The sequence below is a fragment of the Pseudomonas benzenivorans genome (genome assembly GCF_024397895.1).
In the GTDB taxonomy this organism is placed as follows: domain Bacteria; phylum Pseudomonadota; class Gammaproteobacteria; order Pseudomonadales; family Pseudomonadaceae; genus Aquipseudomonas; species Aquipseudomonas benzenivorans_A.
The window spans coordinates 2721440-2743137 of sequence record NZ_CP073346.1; the positions used below are offsets into that span (position 1 = coordinate 2721440).

23 protein-coding genes are annotated in these 21698 nt (G+C 67.9%); 10 read left to right on the forward strand and 13 right to left on the reverse strand.

Annotated features, from left to right (window positions below; translation table 11 throughout):
• Window positions 1–33: 33 nt before the first annotated feature.
• Window positions 34–804 carry a substrate-binding periplasmic protein gene (locus KDW96_RS12725; RefSeq protein ID WP_255836623.1) on the forward strand — a complete coding sequence of 257 codons (771 nt, stop codon included), beginning with the start codon at window positions 34–36 and terminating at the stop codon, window positions 802–804.
• A 9-nt stretch (window positions 805–813) separates the two neighbouring features.
• Here the strand turns inward: KDW96_RS12725 and KDW96_RS12730 are convergent, their stop codons facing one another.
• Window positions 814–1722, reverse strand: a complete 909-nt coding sequence (locus tag KDW96_RS12730) for an AEC family transporter (RefSeq protein ID WP_255836624.1) — start codon at window positions 1720–1722, stop codon at window positions 814–816.
• A 91-nt stretch (window positions 1723–1813) separates the two neighbouring features.
• Between KDW96_RS12730 and KDW96_RS12735 the strand changes: the two genes are divergently transcribed.
• Complete coding sequence (locus KDW96_RS12735) at window positions 1814–2218, forward strand: GFA family protein (protein WP_255836625.1); 405 nt, start codon at window positions 1814–1816, stop codon at window positions 2216–2218.
• Window positions 2219–2244: 26 nt separating this feature from the next.
• On the opposite strand, the gene KDW96_RS12740 is transcribed toward KDW96_RS12735, so the two are convergent.
• The 9 genes from KDW96_RS12740 to KDW96_RS12780 all read right to left on the reverse strand — a co-directional run bounded on the left by KDW96_RS12740 (window position 2245) and on the right by KDW96_RS12780 (window position 10514).
• The gene (locus KDW96_RS12740; RefSeq protein ID WP_255836626.1) at window positions 2245–4197 is read right to left on the reverse strand and encodes a DUF7844 domain-containing protein; all 1953 of its coding nucleotides are present in this window, start codon (window positions 4195–4197) and stop codon (window positions 2245–2247) included.
• Complete coding sequence (locus KDW96_RS12745; RefSeq protein WP_255836627.1) at window positions 4194–4514, reverse strand: DUF2388 domain-containing protein; 321 nt, start codon at window positions 4512–4514, stop codon at window positions 4194–4196. Before KDW96_RS12745 ends, KDW96_RS12740 begins: the two co-directional genes overlap by 4 nt.
• Window positions 4515–4666: 152 nt before the next feature.
• Entirely contained in the window at window positions 4667–4984 is a 318-nt protein-coding gene (locus KDW96_RS12750) for a DUF2388 domain-containing protein (protein WP_255836628.1), read from the reverse strand.
• 97 nt (window positions 4985–5081) lie between these two features.
• Entirely contained in the window at window positions 5082–5288 is a 207-nt protein-coding gene (locus tag KDW96_RS12755) for a DUF1127 domain-containing protein (protein WP_255836629.1), read from the reverse strand.
• Window positions 5289–5542: 254 nt separating this feature from the next.
• Window positions 5543–5755 carry a DUF1127 domain-containing protein gene (locus tag KDW96_RS12760; protein ID WP_255836630.1) on the reverse strand — a complete coding sequence of 71 codons (213 nt, stop codon included), beginning with the start codon at window positions 5753–5755 and terminating at the stop codon, window positions 5543–5545.
• 410 nt (window positions 5756–6165) lie between these two features.
• Window positions 6166–7602 (reverse strand): NAD(P)(+) transhydrogenase (Re/Si-specific) subunit beta, encoded by a 1437-nt coding sequence (locus KDW96_RS12765; RefSeq protein WP_255836631.1) that lies wholly within the window; start codon window positions 7600–7602, stop codon window positions 6166–6168.
• A gap of 2 nt (window positions 7603–7604) precedes the next feature.
• The gene (locus KDW96_RS12770) at window positions 7605–7919 is read right to left on the reverse strand and encodes an NAD(P) transhydrogenase subunit alpha part 2 (RefSeq protein ID WP_213641751.1); all 315 of its coding nucleotides are present in this window, start codon (window positions 7917–7919) and stop codon (window positions 7605–7607) included.
• A gap of 14 nt (window positions 7920–7933) precedes the next feature.
• Entirely contained in the window at window positions 7934–9055 is a 1122-nt protein-coding gene (locus KDW96_RS12775) for a Re/Si-specific NAD(P)(+) transhydrogenase subunit alpha (protein WP_255836632.1), read from the reverse strand.
• A 523-nt stretch (window positions 9056–9578) separates the two neighbouring features.
• Window positions 9579–10514 (reverse strand): LysR family transcriptional regulator, encoded by a 936-nt coding sequence (locus KDW96_RS12780; RefSeq protein ID WP_255836633.1) that lies wholly within the window; start codon window positions 10512–10514, stop codon window positions 9579–9581.
• Window positions 10515–10712: 198 nt separating this feature from the next.
• Here KDW96_RS12780 and KDW96_RS12785 point away from each other — a divergent pair, with 198 nt between their 5' ends.
• Together KDW96_RS12785 and KDW96_RS12790 are read left to right on the forward strand one after the other, a co-directional pair.
• Window positions 10713–11891 carry an acyl-CoA dehydrogenase gene (locus KDW96_RS12785; RefSeq protein WP_255836634.1) on the forward strand — a complete coding sequence of 393 codons (1179 nt, stop codon included), beginning with the start codon at window positions 10713–10715 and terminating at the stop codon, window positions 11889–11891.
• A 115-nt stretch (window positions 11892–12006) separates the two neighbouring features.
• Entirely contained in the window at window positions 12007–13230 is a 1224-nt protein-coding gene (locus KDW96_RS12790; protein ID WP_255836635.1) for a CaiB/BaiF CoA transferase family protein, read from the forward strand.
• Between the two features lie 4 nt (window positions 13231–13234).
• Here the strand turns inward: KDW96_RS12790 and KDW96_RS12795 are convergent, their stop codons facing one another.
• Both KDW96_RS12795 and hmpA read right to left on the reverse strand, forming a co-directional pair.
• Window positions 13235–13396 carry a hypothetical protein gene (locus KDW96_RS12795; protein ID WP_255836636.1) on the reverse strand — a complete coding sequence of 54 codons (162 nt, stop codon included), beginning with the start codon at window positions 13394–13396 and terminating at the stop codon, window positions 13235–13237.
• Between the two features lie 30 nt (window positions 13397–13426).
• Entirely contained in the window at window positions 13427–14608 is a 1182-nt protein-coding gene (hmpA, locus tag KDW96_RS12800) for an NO-inducible flavohemoprotein (RefSeq protein WP_255836637.1), read from the reverse strand.
• 194 nt (window positions 14609–14802) lie between these two features.
• Between hmpA and norR the strand changes: the two genes are divergently transcribed.
• On the forward strand, window positions 14803–16353 hold the full coding sequence (norR, locus tag KDW96_RS12805; RefSeq protein ID WP_255836638.1) for a nitric oxide reductase transcriptional regulator NorR: 1551 nt from the start codon (window positions 14803–14805) through the stop codon (window positions 16351–16353).
• Between the two features lie 42 nt (window positions 16354–16395).
• Here norR and KDW96_RS12810 read toward each other — a convergent pair whose 3' ends face one another.
• Entirely contained in the window at window positions 16396–17544 is a 1149-nt protein-coding gene (locus KDW96_RS12810; RefSeq protein ID WP_370295453.1) for an MFS transporter, read from the reverse strand.
• Window positions 17545–17702: 158 nt separating this feature from the next.
• Here KDW96_RS12810 and KDW96_RS12815 point away from each other — a divergent pair, with 158 nt between their 5' ends.
• From KDW96_RS12815 to KDW96_RS12835, 5 genes are all read left to right on the forward strand, one after another.
• The gene (locus KDW96_RS12815) at window positions 17703–18200 is read left to right on the forward strand and encodes a MarR family winged helix-turn-helix transcriptional regulator (protein WP_255836640.1); all 498 of its coding nucleotides are present in this window, start codon (window positions 17703–17705) and stop codon (window positions 18198–18200) included.
• A 52-nt stretch (window positions 18201–18252) separates the two neighbouring features.
• The gene (locus tag KDW96_RS12820) at window positions 18253–18756 is read left to right on the forward strand and encodes an arsinothricin resistance N-acetyltransferase ArsN1 family A (protein ID WP_255836641.1); all 504 of its coding nucleotides are present in this window, start codon (window positions 18253–18255) and stop codon (window positions 18754–18756) included.
• 15 nt (window positions 18757–18771) lie between these two features.
• Entirely contained in the window at window positions 18772–20130 is a 1359-nt protein-coding gene (locus tag KDW96_RS12825) for an NAD(P)-binding domain-containing protein (protein WP_255836642.1), read from the forward strand.
• Between the two features lie 138 nt (window positions 20131–20268).
• Window positions 20269–20625, forward strand: a complete 357-nt coding sequence (locus tag KDW96_RS12830) for a metalloregulator ArsR/SmtB family transcription factor (RefSeq protein ID WP_255836643.1) — start codon at window positions 20269–20271, stop codon at window positions 20623–20625.
• A 31-nt stretch (window positions 20626–20656) separates the two neighbouring features.
• Window positions 20657–21661, forward strand: a complete 1005-nt coding sequence (locus KDW96_RS12835; protein WP_255836644.1) for an ArsJ-associated glyceraldehyde-3-phosphate dehydrogenase — start codon at window positions 20657–20659, stop codon at window positions 21659–21661.
• Window positions 21662–21698: the final 37 nt, after the last annotated feature.

Here is a 21698-nt window from a genome sequence, read left to right on the forward strand (position 1 = left end):
CCCGGTCACTGGTCGAAGGAAGGATACTGTCGGTTGATACGGACGAGCAGATTCGGTTGGCTGGTATTGTTGCTGTGCCTGGTCGCGCGAGCCGAGGCCAACGACCTGCGCCTGGTCACCGGCGATGGCTATGCCCCCTTCACCAGCAAGGAACTGCCGGGCGGCGGCCTGCTCGCTCAGGTGGTCGAGCAGGCCCTGGGCCAGGCGCACGTCGCCAGCAGTCTCGACTGGTTGCCCTGGAGCCGTGGCCTGCGTATGACCCAGCAGGGCAAGTACGATGCCACCTTCCCCTATATCCGCACCGAGGCGCTGGGCGAGCAGTTCCTGTTTTCCGAACCGCTGATGGTGGTCAGGCAGCACCTGTTCAGCCTGGCCGGCAGGGCTTACGAGGTCGATGACCTGTCGACGCTGAGCGGCCGGCGCTTGTGCTATCCCCTCGGCTGGCAACTGCCCACGGCGATTCAGGCCATGGTCGAGCAGGGTCGGCTGCTGCGTCATGCGCCCAAGGGATTGAACGAGTGCGCCCGCCTGTTGCTGCTCGGTCGCGACGACTTCTTCATCGCCAATGGCCCCATAGGCGCTGCGGCGCTCGCCGCCACCGGCCAGCCCGCCAGCCGCTTTCGCCGCTCGCGGAGCAGTTTTGGCGAGATCAGCCTGCACGTCATCGTGTCGCGTGCACACCCCCGCGCCGAGCAACTCATGCAGACCATCAACCTGAGCCTGCTGCAGTTTCGCGGCAGCGACCGCCACCTGCGCCTGCTCGACGCCTACCTTGAAGCCCGCGACCGTCAGGCCCAGCGCTGAGCCTCGGGCTCAGAGCGCCAGCAGCATCAGCACCAGCGGCAGGCTGGCGGCGGCCAGCAGGGTCTGCAGGGTGATCAGGCCGGCCATCAGTTGACTGTCGCCGCCCAGCTGGCGGGTCAGCACGTAGGCGGTCGGCGCCGTGGGCAGGGCGAAGAACAGCACCAGCACCGTGCTTTCCGTGGCCGGCAGGTGCAGCGCGTAGGCCACGGCCCAGGCCAGCGCCGGCATGGCCAGCAGGCGCAGCAGGCTGTTCCAGCCCAGGGCCGGAATCTCGCCCCCCAGTTGCTCGGGCTTGAGCGCCGCGCCGACGCAGAACAGGCCCAGCGGCAGGCTGGCGGCGGCCAGCAGGCCCAGCAGGCGCCCGGTGCCGCCCGGCAGGCCGAGGCCGCTGAAGTTGACCAGGGCGCCGCCGAAGCAGGCGAGGATCAAGGGGTTCTTGAGAATCGGCAGCAGCAGGCTGCGGGCGCTGACGCCGCGCTCGGCCGTCAGCGACCAGACCGACAGCACGTTCACCGTCGGCACCATCAGCGCCAGCATCAGCGCCGCCAGGGTCAGGCCTTCCTGGCCGAACAGGCTGGCCACCGCGGCCAGGCCCAGGTAGGTGTTGAAGCGCAGGGCACCCTGGGTGAAGGCGCCGAAGCGCGCCGCCCGCCAGCCGCGCAGGCGCCGCAGCAGCAGCAGGGCCAACCAGGCGATGCCCAGGGCGAGCATCACCGCCAGGCCCAGGCGCGGCAGCGCCGGATTGTCCAGCGGCGCAGTGGCCAGGCTGCTGAACAGCAGGGCGGGAAACAGGATGAAGTAGTTCAGCCGCTCGGCGCCGGGCCAGAAGGCTTCGTTGGGAAACTCCCAGCGGCGCAGGTAGTAGCCGGCGACGATCAAGGCGAACAGTGGCCACAAAGCCAGCAACAACTCCAGCACGACATTCCCCGGCGGCGGTCAAACGGCCATATTGGCCAGCACTGCCTGGCGAGGCAAGGGCGACGAGCAAGTAAACACCAGGAGGTGAGTGATGGACGAGGTTCATGGCGGCGGCTGCCAGTGCGGCGCCTTGCGTTACCGGTTCCGGGCACCGTTGCGCGATATCGCCCATTGTCACTGTACGGTGTGCCGGCGCAGCAGCGGCGGCATCGTCACTACCTGGATCAGCGTGCCCCTGAGCAGCTTCCAGTGGCTGGCCGGCACGCCCCGGGAATACGCCTCGTCCGGCAGCTGCACCCGCAGCTTCTGTGGTCAGTGCGGCGCTCAACTGACCCTCTTCACCACCCTCAGCCCAGAGACCCTGGATGTCACGGTGGCCACCCTGGATCACCCCGAGCAGGCCCCGGCCGAGCGGCATATCTGGGTGCAGAGCCGGCTGCCCTTGTTGCACCTGGACCCGCAGTTGCCGGATGAGCAGCAGGAGCTGATCCCCTGACCGCCGGATGATTCCGGGCGGCGACCTCAGGGCAGCTGCAGGCCGCCGCCGGCCCGGTGCAGGGCGCGCAGGTGGGCGCGCAACGCCAGCAGATTGGCCTCGCCGGCTTCCAGTTCGGCCAGCAGGGCCGGCGCCAGCAGCGCGCGCACTTCTAGGTCGAGGTCGTCGCTGAGGCGGCGCAGCTGCTGTTGGCGGGCCTGACTCTCGGCTTCCAGGCGCTGCCACTCGCCGGCCTGGGGCAGGCCGTAGCCGCCGTCGAGCAGCTCCGCCGGGCGACTGAGAAACCCGCTGTTGGCGAGGATCTGCTGCAGCGCGTCGCCGGCCTTGTGCAGGCCCGGGTTCGTGCTGCCGAGGTCGCCGAGGTAGCGTTGCTTGAGCTGGTCCTGGGCCAGCAGCAGCTGGCGGCGCAGGGCCGCCTGTTCCAGCAGCAGCAAGGCGGCGGCAGCGCGCAGGTCGGCCTCGGCGAACCAGCGGCGCCGCGCCTGGGCCGGTTGCGCCAGCCAGTCTTCGACGCGCCGCTGGGCGATCGGCAGGCGCTCGCGCAGCACGGCGAACATCGCCTGGTAGCGCTCGCGAAAGGAGTCGAAGCGATAGCCCAGGCGCAGCGCCTCGCGCGGATCGTCGAGCACGCTGCGGTCGGCCAGCTCGCGCGCCACCAGGCCGTCCAGCAGGCCGTTGGGCAGGATGCTGTCGAAGCCCTGTAGCGCCGGCGTCTGGACGGCGCTGCGCAGCAGCTTGAGGGTCTCCACCGCGCAGTTGTTGGCGATGAAGTAGTAATCGCCGTCGTAGCTCCAGTGCTGCTCGGCGGCGCGGGTCACCAGGGCCTCCAGCTGCGCGCGTTCGAGCTTGAGCGGCACCGAGGCCAGGCTGCGCAGCTCGACCTTGGTGTACTCCTCGATCACCTGGGCCAGGGGCAGGACGAACAGCCGCGACGGATAGGCGCCGGTCAGGCCGTCCCAGCTGGACAGCTGCAGGTCGCCGACGAAGGCGCGGTAGGACAGCACCAGGTGCTGGTCGAGGTCCAGGCGGCAGTCCGGGCCGCGCGGTCGGCCGGGTGCGCAGATCACCAGGCGCAGCATGCTGTGGCCCCAGCGGCTGGCCCAGTCCTGGTTGGCTTCGGCGAGCAGGTAGTCGACCTGGTAGACCCGCTCGGGGTCCAGGCGGCCCAGCGGCTGGCGGGCGAAGTCGCGGCCGGCGTTGAGGTAGGCGTAGCCATCGACGCAGGGCTGGGACAGCGGCGGTGCCCAGGCGAAATGGGCGCGAAAATAGCGCGCCAGCGACGGCCGACGGCAGGCGTAGCTGGGGTCCAGCAGGAAGTACTCGAGATTGACCGCGACGAACTCCCGGGGGTTGCTCAGTTCGTAGACATCCGGACTGCGTGCCAGCTGGGCGTTGACGTGTTCGCGCCGGCCGCGGCTGCCGACCCGCTGCGGCCAGCCGGCCAGATCGAGCAGGTAGGGATCGTCGCTCAAGGTGAAGCGCCGTGCGTCCTGGCCGCGGCAGGCGTCGGGCTGGCCGATCGGCCCCAGGCTGGCGGCGAGACGGCGGCAGCGTTGCAGCTGGCGGCGTTCGGCGGCGGGCCACAGGCGCGCGCGGTCATACAGGTGGGCGACTTCGTGCACCAGGGTGGCCAGCAGTTCGCGGCGCAGGGTGCCGTGGGCCCGCCCGCTCGCTGCGCTGGCGGCGCTGCCGTCGCTCAGGGCCGGCAACAGCGCGGCGTTCAGCTCGATGCCGCTGAAGCGCCCGGCGCGGCCGTAGACCCGGCTCGGCATGTCGCGCCAGCGCACCCGGACGCGGCGATCGAGCTGCTGGCGCAGGCGCGGCGGCAAGGCCTCGAGGGCCTCGTCCAGGAGCGTCTGGCTGGCCAAGCGCTGCTGGCCGTTCAGGCCCTCGGCGTCCAGCCCCAGGCGCAGCTCGGCGTGGCTGCAGCTGCTGGCCAGCAGGGTCAACGCCAGCAGCCAGGCGCGGCCGCGGTTCACCGGGCGAGGATGGCTTCGGCCAGCTGCTGATCGGAGGCGGCCTGGGCTTCGGGCACGCGGCTGCGAATGACGCCGAGCGCCGCTTCCAGGTGGGCGCCGCGGATCGCGCCCTGGCTGGCGACGAAGCTGGCGGCGTCGTCGCGGGCCTCGACCACCACCTTCAGGTCACGGATCGAGGTGGTGGTGTCCGAGGTGAAGTCGAGGCTGCGGTCCAGCGCGCGAACGATGATGTTGCTGGTGGCGACCAGGGTTTGCGCCTGGGCGCTGCCGGCGGACAGGGCGATACAGACGATGACGGCGAGCAGCGGACAGTGCATGGAGGGTCTCCGGGAGACGAGCGATGGCTATTGGACGCGGGACGGGTGGCGCGGTTCCTGCGCGCAGGGGCCGGACGGCGGCGGCAAGGCTAGCCGAATGCGTGTCGCCCGGCCAGAGACAGGCGTAGCGCTTGGGACGAGTCGGCTGCCTCTCAGAGGCCGAGAATGGCCCTGGCCAGTTGCAGGTCACCGGCCTGCAGGTTCGGGTGCTGCCGACGGATGTGCTCCAGGGCTGCCTCCAGGCGAACGCCGCGGATCTGGCCCTGACTGGCGACGAAGCTGGCCGCGTCGTCCCGGGCGCCGAGCACCAGCTTGTCGTCGCGTAGCGATGAGGTGGCATCGGTACTGGCGTCCGAGGTGCCGACCAGGGCGTTGCCGAGGGCGTCGGTGGTGCCGATGAAACTGGAGGCCGCCGCGCCGCCGCTGATCAGCAGCAGCGCGGTCAAGCCGAGTGAGGGAATGGTGTTCATGGTGCGGACCTCCCGAGAGGTCGCCGCCGGGCGCGGCGACTGGCTGTGTGCGAAGGCCCAAGCCTAGCCCAGCGACGACCCCGTCGTACATCGGCGGTCACTGCCAGAAGGGCTTGTCCAGCTCACTGCGGCGCTCGCTCGGGGTGATGCCGGCGTCCGCCAGCAGGCGTTCGTCGAGGTTGGCCAGTTGCCGGCGGGTACGGACGTTGCGCAGCCAGCGGGCGCCGGTGGCGTGCAGGCTGTCGAGCCAGTGGGTATGGAGGGGCTGGCGGGTCAATACGTTGCTGTTGAGTATGCGCTCCATGACAGTCGACCTTCCCGCACGGGGCGGGGATTGGTGTATGGAGCACCATGATCGCGAAGCGCCGGGTCGGTTTGCAGCTACAGCGAGGTTTAATTGTACTGGTCCAGTTTTGGCCTTTCAGCAACTGTTATGCAGTGAGGTCGGGTAACTGTATCGCAGTGGCTCAATGGCACTGCCCTGAAACGACAAGACCCGCCGACGCTGAGCGTGGGCGGGTCTTGTCTGCGAGCGCGGTCGGCTTCACGCCGCGGCGCTTAACGCCAGAACGGCTTGCGCAGTTCGGCCTGGCGCTGGCTTTCGCTGATGCCGGCGTCAGCCAGCAGGCGAGCATCCAGGCGGGCCAGCTGGCGGCGGCTGACGATGCGGCGCTGCCAAAGCATTGCAGCGGCGAGCAGGCGCAGCGGAAGGGAACCGTTGTTGGAGGTGCTGTTGTCGTAGAACAGGTCGGAACTGAGTGTACGTTCCATGGTGACATCCTTCCGCTTGTGGCGGGACTAGAGAGTGTTTTGACTGGAGCCCATTTTCCTCGCCTGGCCAAGGATTCAGTAGTCACAGCTGAGGCTAATTGCGGAGCTATTAGATAGTTTGCTTTGTAACTGTGTTGCCGATTTTAGTGAGAACTGTACCTGCCATCAGTGAGGTCTCGTGCAAATTGAATATTTCCAGTAAAAAATCCTGTCTTATGTATTCAGACCAGCAATTAGCTATAGGTACAGTTTCAAATTGACTGGTCAGGGTGCTTGACCTGGCGTTCAGCTTATTCACGAAGCTGCGCACCGATTTCGCTGCGTCTGTACCTCTGGCGGCCGGCCTCAAAACACTCGGGCAGAAAAAAGCCCGGCGCAGGGCCGGGCTTCTTATCGAGGGCTCAGGGCGGTCAGTCGACGGCCTTGACCATGTCCTCGATCACCTTCTTGGCGTCGCCGAAGACCATCATGGTCTTGTCCAGATAGAACAGTTCGTTGTCCAGGCCGGCATAGCCGCTGGCCATCGAGCGCTTGTTGACGATTACCGTCTTGGCCTTGTAGGCCTCGAGGATCGGCATGCCGGCGATCGGCGACTTCGGATCGTTCTTCGCCGCCGGGTTGACCACGTCGTTGGCGCCGAGCACCAGCACCACGTCGGCCTGGCCGAACTCGGAGTTGATGTCTTCCATCTCGAACACCTGCTCGTAAGGCACCTCGGCCTCGGCCAGCAGTACGTTCATGTGCCCGGGCATACGACCGGCAACGGGGTGGATGGCGTACTTCACGTTGACCCCGCGATGGGTCAGCTTCTCGGCCAGCTCCATCAGTGCGTGCTGGGCGCGGGCCACCGCCAGGCCGTAGCCGGGAACGATGATCACGCTGTCGGCGTTGGTCAGCAGGAAGGCCGCGTCGTCGCTCGAGCCGGATTTCACCGGACGCTGCTCGCCGCTGCCCGCTGCCGGACCGGCATCCGTCGCGCCGCCGAAGCCGCCGAGGATGACGTTGAAGAACGAGCGGTTCATCGCCTTGCACATGATGTACGAGAGGATCGCACCGGAGGAGCCGACCAGGGAGCCGGCGATGATCAGCATCGAGTTGTTCAGCGAGAAGCCGATACCGGCCGCTGCCCAGCCCGAGTAGCTGTTGAGCATCGACACCACCACCGGCATGTCGGCGCCACCGATCGGGATGATGATCAGCACGCCAATGACGAAGGCCAGGGCCACCAGAATGGCGAACGAGGTGATGTCGCCGGTGAAGGTGTACACCAGGCCCAGGCCGATGATCGCCAGGCCGACCGCCAGGTTGAGCATGTGCTGGCCGGCGAACTGTACCGGTGCGCCCTGGAACAGGCGGAACTTGTACTTGCCCGACAGCTTGCCGAAGGCGATCACCGAACCGGAGAAGGTGATGGCGCCGATGGCTGCGCCGAGGAACAGCTCCAGACGGTTGCCGGACGGAATCGCGTCACCCAGGGATGCAACGATGCCCAGGGACTGGGGCTCGACCACCGCGGCGATGGCGATGAACACCGCGGCCAGACCGATCATGCTGTGCATGAAGGCTACCAGCTCGGGCATCTTGGTCATCTCGACGCGCTTGGCCATGACGGTGCCGACGCTGCCGCCGACCAGCAGGCCGACGATCACGTAGCCGATGCCGGCGGTGGCCATCTCGGCGCCCAGCTTGTAGATCAGGCCGACGGTGGTGACGATGGCGATGGCCATGCCGATCATGCCGAACAGGTTGCCGCGCCGCGAGCTGGTCGGGTGCGACAGGCCCTTGAGCGCCTGGATAAAGCAGATCGAGGCGACGAGGTAGAGAACAGTGATCAGGTTCATGCTCATGGTCAGTGCTTCTCCGCAGCCGCTTTCGGCGCTTTCTTCTTGAACATTTCCAGCATGCGTCGGGTGACCAGGAAGCCACCGAACACGTTGACCGCGGCCAGGGCCACGGCCAGGGTGCCCATGGTCTTGCCCAGCGGGGTGACGGTCAGTGCGGCAGCCAGCATGGCGCCGACGATGACGATCGCCGAGATCGCGTTGGTCACCGCCATCAGCGGGGTGTGCAGGGCCGGGGTGACGTTCCACACCACGTGGTAGCCGACGTAGATCGCCAGGGCGAAGATGATCAGGTTGTAGATGCCATCGGAAATCATATCCATGTGCGCGTCTCCCCTTAGCCGTTGTTGCGGACGACTTGGCCGTCGCGGCACATCAGGCACGCGGCGACGATGTCGTCTTCGAGGTTGAGGTGGAACTGGCCGTCCTTGTCGATGACCAGCTTGAGGAAGTCCAGCAGGTTGCGCGCATACAGCGCCGAGGCATCGGCCGGCACCATGGCGGCCAGGTTGCTGTGGCCGACGATGGTCACGCCGTGCTGGATGACCACCTGCTCGGCGACGGTCAGCGGGCAGTTGCCGCCCTGGGCAGCTGCCAGGTCGATGACCACCGAGCCGGGCTTCATCTGCTCAACGGTTTCTTGCTTGAGCAGCACCGGGGCTTTGCGGCCCGGGATCAGTGCGGTGGTGATGACGATGTCGGCCTGCTTGGCGCGCTCGTGCACCGCCTTGGCCTGGCGCTCCATCCACGACTGCGGCATCGGCCGCGCGTAGCCGCCGACGCCCTGGGCGCACTCGCGCTCCTCATCGGTCTCGAAGGGCACGTCGACGAACTTGGCGCCGAGGGACTCGATCTGCTCCTTCACTGCCGGGCGTACGTCCGAGGCTTCGATCACCGCACCCAGGCGCTTGGCCGTGGCGATGGCCTGCAGGCCGGCGACACCGGCACCGAGGACCAGCACGCGGGCGGCCTTCACGGTACCGGCGGCGGTCATCAGCATCGGCATGAAGCGCGGGTAGTGGTTGGCGGCGAGCATCACGGCCTTGTAGCCGGCGATGTTGGCTTGCGACGAAAGCACATCCAGGCTCTGCGCGCGGGATGTGCGCGGCGCCGCTTCCAGGGCGAAGGCGGTGATGCCGCGGGCGTTCATGCGGGCGATGGTTTCGTTGCTGAACGGATTGAGCATGCCGACCAGCACCGCGCCGACCTTCATGTGTGCCAGCTCGCCGTCGCTCGGCGCCACCACCTTCAGCACCAGGTCGGCGCCGAAGGCCGCTGCGTCGCTGCCGATGGAGGCGCCAACCGCCGCGTAGGCGCTGTCCGGAATGCTGGCGCTGACCCCCGCGCCGCTCTGTACGGTTACCTGATGGCCTTGGCCGATCAGCTTCTTGATGGTCTCCGGCGTCGCGGCCACCCGCGTTTCACCAGCCTGGGTTTCGAGAGGAACACCGATGTGCACTTCTTTTCTCCTGCGTGATCTTTTTAGTGGACCGGCGCACTGCGGGTGGCACGCTGGCGAGGGGGTGATCAGCACAAATCCGCCCGAGCAGTCGCTTCTCAAGGGGCGGGCGCGGCATTTTGCAGGCGAAGCTCCAGGCCTTCAAGAAGTTCTGGAGCAAAACCTTGCGATAACTACAGGTCACGCCGTGACTGTGTGTTCTGCATTTTCGAGCCCGCGCTGCTAGGGCGGGGCTTTCAGGCTTTACAGAAGGTTTATTTCAAATAATGGCGACATTGTTATGGGCGCAGCTGCCTGAGCGCGACATTTTCCTGTCCGTTTATCGTCAACCCAGCACTGCCGGGCCCTGGCCGAGCCTGACTGTGCAAGAAATCAAACATCGGCAGGGGCTGTAACGGGGTGAAGTGTAGCGCCGCCAGTTATTGACTACGGGGTCAGCTATGCCACAGGTCCGATCCTAGCGCCCCTGCGTCATCGGCGATGGCGCGATTGGCAAAAGCGATGTCGCCAGGCGAGGCCCCGACTACATGCCAGGCCCGGGCGCAACGCCCTGCTGAAGGCCGCTGGCCGCGGCATAATGCCGCGCCTCGACCACCAGCCAGTCGCGAAAGCTCTGCAGCGCGGCGGACTCCACCTTGCGCTCGGGGATCATCAGGTAGTAGGCCTTGTCGCTGCGGCAGGCATGCTCAAGGGCCAGCACCAGACGGCCCTCGGCCAGCTCGCGCTGGATCAGGAAGGGCGGGATCAGGGCCACGCCCATCTCGTGCATGGCCGCCTGGGCCAGCATGGAGAACAGCTCGTAGCGCGGTCCGCTGAGGTCGCGCGGCACGTTCATCCCCAGCGAGTCGAACCACTGGCGCCAGGCGTAAGGGCGGGTGGTCTGCTGCAGCAGCGGCAGCGCGGCGATCTGTTCGGCGCTGAGCTGTTGATGGCCATCCAGCAGGCCTGGGCTGCACACCGGCATGGGGTTTTCCCGCATGAGCAGGTGCGAGGCGGTGCCGGACCAGTCGGCGTCGCCGAAGTAGATGGCCGCGTCGAAGTCGGTATCGGCGAACAGGAAGGGTCGGGTGCGATTGGTCAGGTTGACCGTGACCTGGGGGTGCAGGCGCTGGAACTCCTTCAGCCGTGGCAGCAGCCACTGGGTGCCGAAGGTCGGCACCACTGCCAGCTCGATGGTCATGGCGCCCTGCTGGCCCATCACCGCCAGGGTGTCGCGCTCCACTGCATCCAGCTGGGCGGCGACGCGGCGGGCGTAGGACAGCCCGGCCTCGGTCAGCTTGACCCCGCGCCGCGAGCGGCGGAACAGCTCGACGTTGAGGAACTCCTCGAGGCTGGCGACCTGGCGGCAGATGGCGCTCTGGGTCAGCGCCAGCTCACCGGCGGCCTTGGTGAAGCTCTGGTGGCGGGCGGCCGACTCGAAGGCGACCAATGCCGCGGTGCTGGGAATCTTTCGGCGCATCTGTGCGGCACTCTCACAGTATTTCGGCAATATTAACGACTAAAGCCGGATCGAAGTGAGTAAAACGCACAATAGCGTGCGGATAACTCGTTTGCCCGACGCGCTCAGGACGCCTAGGATCAAGCCAATCCCCGCTGTGGGGGTGCCCTCTTGCGCGTGTGCCCCACAGCCTTCTCCGTTCGACTCGAGGTGCTCACCATGGCCAAGGCAAGCTTCAACTGGATCGACCCGCTGCTGCTCGATCAGCAACTGACCGAAGAAGAGCGCATGGTGCGCGACAGCGCTCAGCAGTTCGCCGCCGACAAGCTGGCCCCGCGAGTGCTGGAGGCCTTCCGCAACGAGCAGACCGACCCGGCGATCTTCCGCGAGATGGGCGACACCGGCCTGCTCGGCGCCACCATTCCCGAGGCCTACGGCGGCAGCGGCCTGAACTACGTGAGCTACGGTCTGATCGCCCGTGAAGTGGAGCGGGTCGATTCCGGTTACCGCTCGATGATGAGCGTGCAGTCGTCCCTGGTGATGGTGCCGATCTACGAGTTCGGCAACGAGGCCACCCGGCAGAAGTACCTGCCCAAGCTGGCCAGCGGCGAGTACATCGGCTGCTTCGGCCTGACCGAGCCTAACCACGGCTCCGACCCGGGCGCGATGGTCACCCGGGCGAAGAAGGTCGACGGCGGCTATCGCCTGTCCGGCAGCAAGATGTGGATCACCAACAGCCCGATCGCCGATGTCTTCGTGGTCTGGGCCAAGGACGACGCCGGCGAGATCCGTGGCTTCGTCCTGGAGAAGGGCTGGCAGGGCCTCTCGGCGCCGGTGATCCACGGCAAGGTCGGCCTGCGCGCCTCGATCACCGGCGAGATCGTCATGGACAACGTGTTCTGCCCGGAAGAGAACGCCTTCCCCGACGTGCGCGGCCTCAAGGGTCCCTTCACCTGCCTCAACTCCGCCCGCTACGGCATCAGCTGGGGCGCCCTGGGCGCCGCCGAGTTCTGCTGGCACACCGCGCGCCAGTACTGCCTGGATCGCCAGCAGTTCGGCCGCCCGCTGGCCGCCAACCAGCTGATCCAGAAGAAGCTGGCCGACATGCAGACCGAGATCACCCTGGCCCTGCAGGGCTGCCTGCGCCTGGGGCAGATGAAGGACCAGGGCACCGCCGCGGTGGAGATCACCTCGATCATGAAGCGCAACAGCTGCGGCAAGGCCCTGGACATCGCCCGCATGGCCCGCGACATGCTCGGCGGCAACGGCATCAGCGACGAGTTCGGCGTGGCCCGGCACCTGGTCAACCTGGAGGTGGTCAACACCTACGAGGGCACCCACGACGTCCATGCGCTGATCCTCGGCCGTGCGCAGACCGGCATCCAGGCGTTCTTCTGAGTCCGGGTGGGGCGGCGAACCTCTCGGGCGCCGCCTCTGCCCCGGCCGATCCAGGGTGCGCCGCGCGCACCACCACCCGCCAACGGTGCGCATGGCGCACCCTACGGAGAGCCAGATGACCGGCGCCCTGTCCCATATTCGTGTGCTCGACCTGTCCCGCGTGCTCGCCGGACCCTGGGCCGGGCAGATCCTCGCCGACCTCGGCGCCGAGGTAATCAAGGTCGAGCGCCCCGGCACCGGTGACGACACCCGCCATTGGGGGCCGCCCTTCGTCAAGGACGCCGAGGGCGAGGATTCGCGCGAGGCGGCCTACTTCCAGAGTGCCAACCGCAACAAGCAGTCGCTCACCCTGGACTTCACCCAGCCCGAGGGGCAGCGCCTGGTTCGCGAGCTGGTGAGCCAGTGCGACGTGCTGCTGGAGAACTTCAAGGTCGGTGGCCTGGCCGCCTACGGCCTGGATTACGCCTCACTGAAGACGATCAATCCGCGCCTGGTCTATTGCTCGATCACCGGCTTCGGCCAGACCGGACCTTACGCCAAGCGCGCCGGCTACGACTTCCTGGTTCAGGGCCTCGGCGGCCTGATGAGCCTGACCGGGCGCCCCGAAGGCGAGGAGGGCGCCGGGCCGGTGAAGGTGGGCGTCGCCTTGACCGACATTCTCACCGGTCTGTACGCCACGGTCGGCGTGCTCGCCGCGCTGAACCAGCGCGAACAGTCGGGCATCGGCCAGCATATCGATGTGGCCCTGCTCGACGTGCAGATCGCCTGCCTGGCCAACCAGGCGATGAACTACCTGAACACCGGTGTTGCGCCCAAGCGCCTGGGCAATGCCCACCCGAATATCGTGCCCTACCAGGACTTTCCTTCGGCCGATGGCGATTTCATCATCGCCGTGGGCAACGACGGGCAGTTCCGCAAGCTCTGCGAGGTCGCCGGGCTGCCGCAGCTGGCCGACGACCCACGCTTCGCCAGCAACAAGGCGCGGGTCGCCCACCGTGGCGAACTCATCCCGTTGTTGCGTCAGGCCACCGTGTTCAAGACCACCGCCGAGTGGATCGCCCTTCTGGAGCGGGCCGGGGTGCCCTGCGGGCCGATCAACGACCTGGCCCAGGTCTTCGCCGACCCCCAGGTACAGGCCCGTGGCCTGCGCATCGAGCTGGCCAACGGCCTGGGCAGTCGCACGCCGCTGGTGGCCAGCCCGTTGCGCCTGTCGGAGACGCCGGTGCAGTACCGCAATGCCCCGCCGCTGCTCGGTGAGCACAGCGAGCAGGTATTGCAGCAGCATCTGGGCCTGAGTGCCGAGCAGATCGCCGCGTTGCGCCAGGCCGGTGTGGTCTGAGGCTTCAGTCCGGCTGACCATCGCCCCGCGGCTGGCAGAACGGGCCGGCGAGGTGGCGCAGGAACAGGGCGCCGAACAGCCCGGCCAGCAGCAGCGCCAGTCCGCCGCCGAGCAGGTGGTTGGCCAGGCGCAGCGCCCGCTCGGGGCAGTCGAACAGAAGCATCATGCTTGCCTCCCGGGCCCAGGGCCCCTTGGGTTAACTGTCCAGCGCACTGGCCGGGCCGAAGAACTCGTAGCGGCTCTGGCTCGCCGGCACGCCCAGCTCGCTCAGGTGGCGCTTGACCATCGCCATGAACGGCTTGGGCCCGAGGAAGTAGGCGTCCAGGTCGCGTTCGGCCGGCAGCCACTGGTCCAGCTGCTCGCGGCTGAGCAGGCCCTGGGCGTCTGCCGCGTCGCCCTCGCGCGGCTCGCTGTAGCACACGTAATGACGCAGCTGCGGGTGCTCGATGGCCTGGCCGGCGACCCAGTCGCGGAAGGCATGCACCCCACCATGACGGGCGCAGTGGATAAAGTGGATCGGCCGGCCGCTGCCGCGCGCGGCCTCGAGCATGCTCAGCGCCGGGGTGATGCCGACGCCGGCGCTGATCAGCACCAGCGGCTTGCTCGACGGCCGCAGGACAAAGTCGCCGGCCGGGGCGAACAGCTCCAGGCGCTCGCCAACCTGCAACTGGTCGTGCAGGTAGTTGGACACCCGCCCGTCGACCTCGCGCTTGACGCTGATGCGGTACTCGCGGCCGTTGCCCAGGGCCGACAGCGAATAGTTGCGGCGCAGTTCCTCGCCGTCCAGCAGCAGGCGCAGGCCGATGTACTGCCCCGGCTGGAAGTCCAGCAGCGTGCCGCCGTCCTCGGGGGCCAGGTACAGCGAGACGATCTCCTCGCTCTCCACCACCCTGCGCGCCAGGCGGAAGCCGCGGGCGCCGCGCCAGCCGCCGGGCGCCTCGGCATTGGCGGCGTAGGCCTGCTCCTCGGCGCCGATCAGCAGCTCGGCCAGCTGGCCGTAGGCGGCGGCCCAGGCGTCGATCACCGCGTCGGTGGCGATCTCGGCGCCGAGCACCTCGCGGATCGCCCGCAGCAGGCAGCTGCCGACAATCGGGTAGTGCTCGGGGAGGATCTGCAGCGACACGTGCTTGTTGACGATCTGCCCGACCAGCGGGCCGAGGGCCTCGAGCTTGTCGATATGCCGGGCGTACATCAGCACCGCGTTGGCCAGGGCCCGCTGCTGCTGGCCGCTGGCCTGGTGGGCCTGGTTGAACAGCGCGCGCACCTGCGGGTAGTCGGTGAACATCAGCTGGTAGAAGTGCCGGGTCAGTGCCTCGCCGCCGCTTTCCAGCAGCGGTACCGTGGCTTTGATCAGGGTGCGGTGGTGGGTGGTGAGCATCGGTGGTTTTCCTCTGGGTTGGGGCGGCGCCTGGCGCAGTGGGCCGGGGCGTGTGCTGCGTGATAACGTGATTGCACCCTGGCTATCGCAGAACGCGTGCCAGTTTTAATTTCCTTATATTTCAATTACTTAATTATTTGGCTGTCATAATGACAGCGAGTCGTTGCGAGTCTTAATGACTCGATGTGGTCCTTATGACAGCAAACTCCCTGCTCACCGCGCTGATCCCACTGGTCGCCGACCTGTCCCGCGAGCTGCCCGAGGCCGAGCGCTACCGGCGCCTGCTCGAGGCCCTGCGCCAGTTGTTGCCCTGCGACGCGGTGGCCCTGCTCAAGCTCGACGGCGAGGTACTGGTGCCGCTGGCGGTCGAGGGCCTCAGCGCCGACACCCTCGGTCGGCGCTTCAAACTGGCCGAGCATCCGCGCCTCAAAGCCCTGCTGGAACGCCGCGGGCCGACCCGTTTCGCCGCCGACTGCGGCCTGCCCGACCCCTACGACGGCCTGGTGGAAGGCCACCGCGGGCACCTGGAAGTGCACGATTGCCTGGGTTGTCCGCTGTACCTGCAGGATCGCCCTTGGGGCCTGCTGACCCTCGATGCCCTGGACCCGGCGCGTTTCGGCAGCGCCGACCTCGACACCCTGGAGGCCTTTGCCGGGCTGGCCGCCGCCACCGTGATGGCGGGCGAGCGGATCAGCCTGCTGCTGCGTCGGGTCGAGGACGAGCATCAACTGGCGGAGGTCTATAAGCAGGCCGCCGGGCGTCAGCGGGCACGCGAGCTGATCGGCCAGAGCGCCAGTCACAAGCGCCTGCTGGACGAGATCGCCCTGGTCGGCGGCAGCGAACTGACGGTGCTCATCAGTGGCGAGACGGGGGTTGGCAAGGAGTTGGTCGCCGAGGCGCTGCACGCGGCGTCGCCGCGGGCCACGCGGCCGCTGATCAGCATCAACTGCGCCGCCCTGCCGGAAAACCTGGTGGAGAGCGAGTTGTTCGGCCATGTACGCGGGGCCTTCTCCGGTGCGCTCAGCGGGCGCAGTGGCAAGTTCGAACTGGCCGATGGCGGCACCCTGTTTCTCGACGAGGTCGGCGAGCTGCCGCTGACGGTGCAGGCCAAGCTGCTGCGCGTGCTGCAGAGCGGGCAGCTGCAGCGGCTCGGCTCGGACCGCGAGCACCGGGTCAATGTGCGGGTGCTGGCTGCCAGCAACCGCGACCTGGCCGAGGAGGTGCGCGCCGGGCGCTTTCGCGCCGACCTCTACCATCGTCTGAGCGTCTACCCGCTGCGGGTGCCGGCGTTGCGCGAGCGCGGCCGTGACGTGCTGCTGCTGGCCGGCTATTTCCTCGAGGAAAACCGCGCGCGCCTGGGCCTGCGTAGCTTGCGCCTGAGCGGCGACGCGCAGAAGGCCCTGCTGGGCCACGACTGGCCGGGCAATGTGCGCGAGCTGGAGCACCTGATCGGCCGCGCCGCGCTCAAGGCCCTGTCGGCCTGCGCCGAGCGTCCGCGCCTGCTCAGCATCGACGCCGCGGCGCTGGACCTGGCGGACGCCCAGTGCCCCGCCGAAGCCAGCCCGCCGCCGCCCGCACAGGCGCCTGCCGGGCTGCCGCTGCGTACGGCGCTGGACGCCTATCAAAAACAGCTGATCGAGGCGGCACTGAGCCGCCATCAGCACAGCTGGGCCGCCGCCGCCCGCGAGCTGGGGCTGGACCGCGCCAACCTGATGCGCCTGGCCAAGCGTCTGGGGCTGAAATAGGCGGCTGCGGCTCTACCTGGGCTGCCCGATGCGCCGCAGTGGCTAGCGCGCCGAGGTGCCTGTCGGCAGCCGGCAGCTGAGCAAGAGGCTCAAGGTCGCCAGGCCGCACAGCAGCAGCAGAAGCGTCTGCGCGCCGAAGCGGGTCAGCAGGGTGGCGGCGGCCACGGGCCCCAGGGCCTGGGCGATGAGCATGGGCCTGGCCAGCAGCCCCATGCGCGCGCCGAATCCGTCGGCCCCGAACAGCTCCAGGGGGAGTGCGCCCCGGGCGATGGTGAGGATTCCGTTTCCCGCGCCATAGAGCGCCATGGCCGCGAATGCCAGCCATGGCTGGGCTGGAATCAGAAACGCGACGCCCAGCCCGCACAGGAGTACGCCGAGCCGGGTCGACCAGGCCGGATGCAGGCGGCCGGCCGCGGTGAAGTTCGCGAGGCGCGCCGCCACCTGTGAGGGGCCGATGAGCATGCCGATCGCCAGGGCCGTCGCCGTAGCGATGCCGAGCTGCTTGAGCAGGGTCAGCAGGTGCACCGAGATGGTCGAAAGCACGAGTGACTGGACGGTGAGCAGGGCGGCGACCGTCAGGAACAACCGGTTCAGGGCCGCCGACTGCTGCACGGGGCCTGCAAGCTTGGCGGCGCCCGCGCCGGTGCCGGGCAAAACTTCGGCTTCACGGGGGACGAGCAAGGCATGGATCGGCAGGCCGATCATCAGGTGGCCGGCGGCCAGCGTGAAGCAGGCGTGGCGCCATCCCATCTCGTGTTCCAGGCCGGCGATCAGCGGCCAGCCGAGGGTGCTGGCGAAGCCGCCGAGCAGGGTCAGTCCGGTCATCGACGCGCGGGCGTTGTCCCCGAGCAGGCGGCCGAGCGTCGCGAAGGCGGCGTCGTACAAGCCCGCCGCCATGGCCATCCCGATGCAGACCCAGGCCAGGTAGTAGATGGCCAGGTGTTCGGCCAGGCCCATGCACGACAGCCCCACAGCCATCAGCACGGAACTGCCTGCCAGGATGGGGCGCCCACCGCGACGGTCGATCTGTCGGCCGACCAGCGGCGAACAGACGCCCGCCACCAGCAAGCCACAGGAGAGGCCGGCGACCACGCCAGCCACCGACCAGCCGGTGTCGCGGGCGATTGGTCTGGCCAGCACGGCGGGCAGGTAATAGGTTGTGCTCCACGCCAGGATCTGCCCGATCCCCATGGCCCCGATCAGCTTGCAGCGGTCGATGGGCGAGGCGTACCTATCCTGTCGGTGCACTGCGGTTCTGGCCTTCTCTGGCTGTTGGTGGGGGATGGGACGGTTGACCGTCCGCATTGCCTGGGCGTATTGTTGCACATGACAACTAATTAGCAGTGACCATGGCCAATAGCAAGAAAGATCAGCTCACGCAGGATTCCGAGGACCTCTACGAGGCGTTGAACCAGCTCGTACGGGTCTACCAGTTCCGCGACCGCGATCGCATCTGCTGCCACGACGTGTCCGTCTCGCAGTGCTATGCGCTGGAAACCCTGGTGAAGCGCGGCGCCGTGCGGCTGCAGGCGCTGGCCGAGGAGATGTTCATCGACAAGAGCACCGCGAGCCGGGTGGTGGATACCCTGGAGCGCAAGGGCTATGTCTCGCGGATCGAGGATGCCGAGGATCGGCGCGCGGTGCAGGTCCAGGCCACGCCAGCCGGTCATGCGCTGTACCAGAAGATCCGCGCCGACCTGATCGCCGAGGAGCGGGCGATGATCGAGGCCCTCTCGCCCGAAGCGAGGCAGGGGGCGCTGAGCCTGCTGCGGCAGATCACCCGGGCGACGGAAATTCGCTGTGGCCTGGCGAGCGCCTGCTGCCCGGCGGCGCCGGCCGGCGGTTGAGGGAAAAAATTTTGGACAAATTGTTGGTACTAACAACCTAATGGGTGCCGCTATGTACATTCGAATGGCAGAGCCGAAGGACGCCGACGCGATCGCCAGGATCTACAACCAGGGGATCGAGGGGCGCAGCGCGACGTTCGAGACGACCCTGCGCGCGGCGGACGACATGCGCGGGCGTATCGAGGCGGCCGAGCGCTACCCCTTGCTGGTCATGCTCGACGACGCCGACCAGGTGGTGGCCTGGGCCGGGCTGAGCAGCTATCGCCCACGTGCCTGTTACGACGGCGTCGCCGATTTCTCGATCTACCTGGAACGGAGCGCGCGCGGCCGCGGACTCGGCAGGCCGCTGCTCAATGCGCTGCTGGCCGAGGCCGAGGCGCGCGGCTTCTGGAAGGTGCTGTCGCGCATTTTCACCTTCAACGAGGCCAGCCTGGCGCTGTGCCGCGCGTGTGGCTTTCGCCAGGTGGGCGTGTACGAGAAGCACGCCTGCCTCGAGGGGCAATGGCTCGACTGCGCCATCGTCGAACGCCTGTTCCCCAGCAATCAACCGACCTGAAACAAGGAGTCAGCCATGGACACCAAGCTCCCTATTGCCGTGATCGGTGCGGGCCCCGTTGGCCTGGCCGCCGCCGCCCACCTGCTCGCCAGAGGGCTGAGACCTCTGGTCCTGGAGGCCGGAGCCGGGCCGGGCGCCAGCATCGAGCGCCGGGCCCACGTGCGCATGTTCTCGCCCTGGCAGTTCAACGTGGACAGCGAGGCGGTCAGGTTGTTGGCCGCCGAGGGTTGGCGCTTGCCGCCTGCAGAGGCCTATCCGAGCGGCCGTGAGCTGCTGGATCACTATCTGCGTCCACTCGCCGAAGTGCCTGGGCTCAAGCCCCATGTGCATTTCAATACGCGGGTCGTCGCGGTGAGTCGCGCCGGTCGCGACGTGATGAAGACCCAGGGGCGCGAAGCCGCGCCGTTCCTGCTGCGCGTGGTCGGGCCGGAAGGCGAGCGGGACGTGCTGGCCAGTGCGCTGATCGATGCATCCGGCACCTACCGAACGCCGAACTGCCTGGGTGGCCACGGCATTCCCGCCCTGGGTGAGAACGCGCTGGCCGAGCGAATTGCCTACGGCATCCCCGCGGTGCTGCACGAGGCCAGGCAGCGCTACGCCAATCGACGCGTGCTGGTGGTGGGCAGCGGCCATTCCGCGTTCAATGTCCTGCAGGACCTGGTGCAGCTGGCGCAGCAGGCGCCATCCACGCGGATCTTCTGGGCCATTCGCGGGACATCGCTGGCGCGCATCCTCGGCGGCGGCGCGAACGACCAGCTGCAGGCACGCGGACAGCTGGGGCAGCGGATCGGCGAGTTGCTGCGCGAGGGGGCCATCGAACTGCTGCAGAACGTGGCCGTCGATCGCATTGTCGAATCCGCTGAGGGCCTGCGGCTCGGCTCGGGGGAGCAGGTTCTGCCGAGCGTGGACGAGGTCATCGTGGCGACCGGTTTCCGGCCCGACCTCTCCCTGCTGGGCGAATTGCGCCTGGCGCTCGACCCCGCGACCCAGAGCCCCGTGCAACTGGCGCCCCTGATCGATCCCAACGAGCACAGCTGCGGCACCGTCCGCCCCCACGGTGCGCTGCAGCTCGCACATCCCGAAGGCAATGTGTACGTGGTGGGCATGAAGAGCTATGGCCGCGCACCGACCTTCCTGCTGATGACCGGCTACGAGCAGGTGCGCTCCGTGGCGGCGGCCCTGGCCGGCGACTGGGAGGCCGCTGGCCGGGTCGAGCTGGTCCTGCCGGAGACCGGCGTATGCAGCACCCAGCTGCGCGAGGCCGACTGCTGCGACCGCGTCGCCAACCCTCGGTGTTGCGCGCCGAGCTGTTGCACTGAGCCGGCTACGACAGCTGACGCGGGGGCGGAGGTCCGGCGCTCAGGCTGCCAGTGAGCCATGGAGCGTGGCGACGGGACGGCTAGGTAGCCCCCGTTGCCGGCAAGGCCGGCCGCGGTTATATGCCGAATTCCATATATTCGGAAAATCATATATGCTGCCGCTTAACTTACGCCCGACCCGTGCGAGCCCGCCATGGCCGAACCGCTGACCCCGACCGCCGTATTCAAAAGCCTGGCCGACGACACCCGCGTCCGCCTGATGCTGCTGATCGCCCGCGAGCAGGAGCTGTGCGTCTGCGAGCTGACCTGCGCCCTGGACGAGAGCCAGCCGAAGATCTCCCGTCACCTGGCGCAGCTGCGCACCGGCGGGCTGCTGGCCGACCGACGCCAGGGCCAGTGGGTGTACTACCGGCTGCACCCTGACCTGCCGGACTGGGTGCTGACCGTGCTGCGCAGCACCCTGGCGTCCAGCCAGCAGTGGCTGGACGCCCCCACGCAACGCCTTGCATGTATGGGTGAGCGTCCTCAGCGCCTCGCCGCATGCTGCTAGATCCCTAGGCATACCATTCAGGAGCACCCCCATGAGCATCAAAGTAGGCATCAACGGCTTCGGCCGCATCGGCCGTTTGGCCCTGCGCGCCGCCTGGGACTGGCCGGAGCTGGAGTTCGTGCAGATCAACGACCCGGCCGGCGACGCCGCCACCCATGCGCACCTGCTGAACTTCGACTCGGTGCATGGCCGCTGGCAGCACGAGGCGAGCAGCGACGGCGACGCCATCCTGATCGGCGGCAAGCGCATCGCGGTCAGCGCCAACAAGGCCATCGCCGACACCGACTGGTCGGGCTGCGACCTGGTGATCGAGGCCAGCGGCAAGATGAAGACGGTCGCCGTACTCCAGGCCTACCTGGATCAAGGCGTAAAGCGCGTGGTGGTCAGCGCGCCGGTGAAGGAAGCCGGCGCGCTGAACGTGGTCATGGGGGTCAACCAGGACCTGTTCGACCCGGCCGTGCACCGCATCGTCACCGCCGCCTCCTGCACCACCAACTGCCTGGCCCCGGTGGTCAAGGTGATCCACCAGCACCTGGGCATCCGCCACGGCTCGATCACCACCATCCACGACCTGACCAATACCCAGAGCATCCTCGATCAGCCGCACAAGGACCTGCGCCGCGCCCGCGCCAGCGGCATGAGCCTGATCCCCACCAGCACCGGTTCGGCCACCGCCATCGCCGAGATCTTCCCGGAGCTGCGCGGCAAGCTCAACGGCCACGCCGTGCGCGTGCCCCTGGCCAACGCCTCGCTGACCGACTGCGTGTTCGAGGTCGAGCGCGCCACCACGGTGGAGGAGGTCAACCAGCTGCTCAAGGCGGCTGCCGACAACGAGATGAAGGGCATCCTCGGTTATGAGGAGCGGCCCCTGGTGTCCATCGACTACCGCACCGATCCGCGCTCCTCGATCATCGACGCCCTGTCGACCCTGGTGGTCAACGGCACCCAGGTGAAGCTCTACGCCTGGTACGACAACGAGTGGGGCTACGCCAACCGCACCGCCGAGCTGGCGCGGCTGGTCGGCCTGGCCGGTTGACCCCTCGGGGCGGGAAATGGCCCCGGGCCTTTCCCGC

Excerpts from the sequence above, each read along its gene's own strand:
- KDW96_RS12815 (WP_255836640.1), top strand. The coding sequence starts at position 17,703 with ATGGCCAATAGCAAGAAAGATCAGCTCACGCAGGATTCCGAGGACCTC.
- KDW96_RS12735 (WP_255836625.1), top strand. The coding sequence starts at position 1,814 with ATGGACGAGGTTCATGGCGGCGGCTGCCAGTGCGGCGCCTTGCGTTAC.
- KDW96_RS12785 (WP_255836634.1), top strand. The coding sequence starts at position 10,713 with ATGGCCAAGGCAAGCTTCAACTGGATCGACCCGCTGCTGCTCGATCAG.
- KDW96_RS12825 (WP_255836642.1), top strand. The coding sequence starts at position 18,772 with ATGGACACCAAGCTCCCTATTGCCGTGATCGGTGCGGGCCCCGTTGGC.
- KDW96_RS12760 (WP_255836630.1), bottom strand. The coding sequence starts at position 5,755 with ATGGAACGTACACTCAGTTCCGACCTGTTCTACGACAACAGCACCTCC.
- KDW96_RS12770 (WP_213641751.1), bottom strand. The coding sequence starts at position 7,919 with ATGGATATGATTTCCGATGGCATCTACAACCTGATCATCTTCGCCCTG.
- KDW96_RS12790 (WP_255836635.1), top strand. The coding sequence starts at position 12,007 with ATGACCGGCGCCCTGTCCCATATTCGTGTGCTCGACCTGTCCCGCGTG.
- hmpA (WP_255836637.1), bottom strand. The coding sequence starts at position 14,608 with ATGCTCACCACCCACCACCGCACCCTGATCAAAGCCACGGTACCGCTG.
- KDW96_RS12765 (WP_255836631.1), bottom strand. The coding sequence starts at position 7,602 with ATGAGCATGAACCTGATCACTGTTCTCTACCTCGTCGCCTCGATCTGC.
- norR (WP_255836638.1), top strand. The coding sequence starts at position 14,803 with ATGACAGCAAACTCCCTGCTCACCGCGCTGATCCCACTGGTCGCCGAC.
- KDW96_RS12755 (WP_255836629.1), bottom strand. The coding sequence starts at position 5,288 with ATGGAGCGCATACTCAACAGCAACGTATTGACCCGCCAGCCCCTCCAT.
- KDW96_RS12810 (WP_370295453.1), bottom strand. The coding sequence starts at position 17,544 with ATGGGGATCGGGCAGATCCTGGCGTGGAGCACAACCTATTACCTGCCC.
- KDW96_RS12830 (WP_255836643.1), top strand. The coding sequence starts at position 20,269 with ATGGCCGAACCGCTGACCCCGACCGCCGTATTCAAAAGCCTGGCCGAC.
- KDW96_RS12795 (WP_255836636.1), bottom strand. The coding sequence starts at position 13,396 with ATGATGCTTCTGTTCGACTGCCCCGAGCGGGCGCTGCGCCTGGCCAAC.
- KDW96_RS12820 (WP_255836641.1), top strand. The coding sequence starts at position 18,253 with ATGTACATTCGAATGGCAGAGCCGAAGGACGCCGACGCGATCGCCAGG.
- KDW96_RS12835 (WP_255836644.1), top strand. The coding sequence starts at position 20,657 with ATGAGCATCAAAGTAGGCATCAACGGCTTCGGCCGCATCGGCCGTTTG.
- KDW96_RS12745 (WP_255836627.1), bottom strand. The coding sequence starts at position 4,514 with ATGCACTGTCCGCTGCTCGCCGTCATCGTCTGTATCGCCCTGTCCGCC.
- KDW96_RS12780 (WP_255836633.1), bottom strand. The coding sequence starts at position 10,514 with ATGCGCCGAAAGATTCCCAGCACCGCGGCATTGGTCGCCTTCGAGTCG.
- KDW96_RS12750 (WP_255836628.1), bottom strand. The coding sequence starts at position 4,984 with ATGAACACCATTCCCTCACTCGGCTTGACCGCGCTGCTGCTGATCAGC.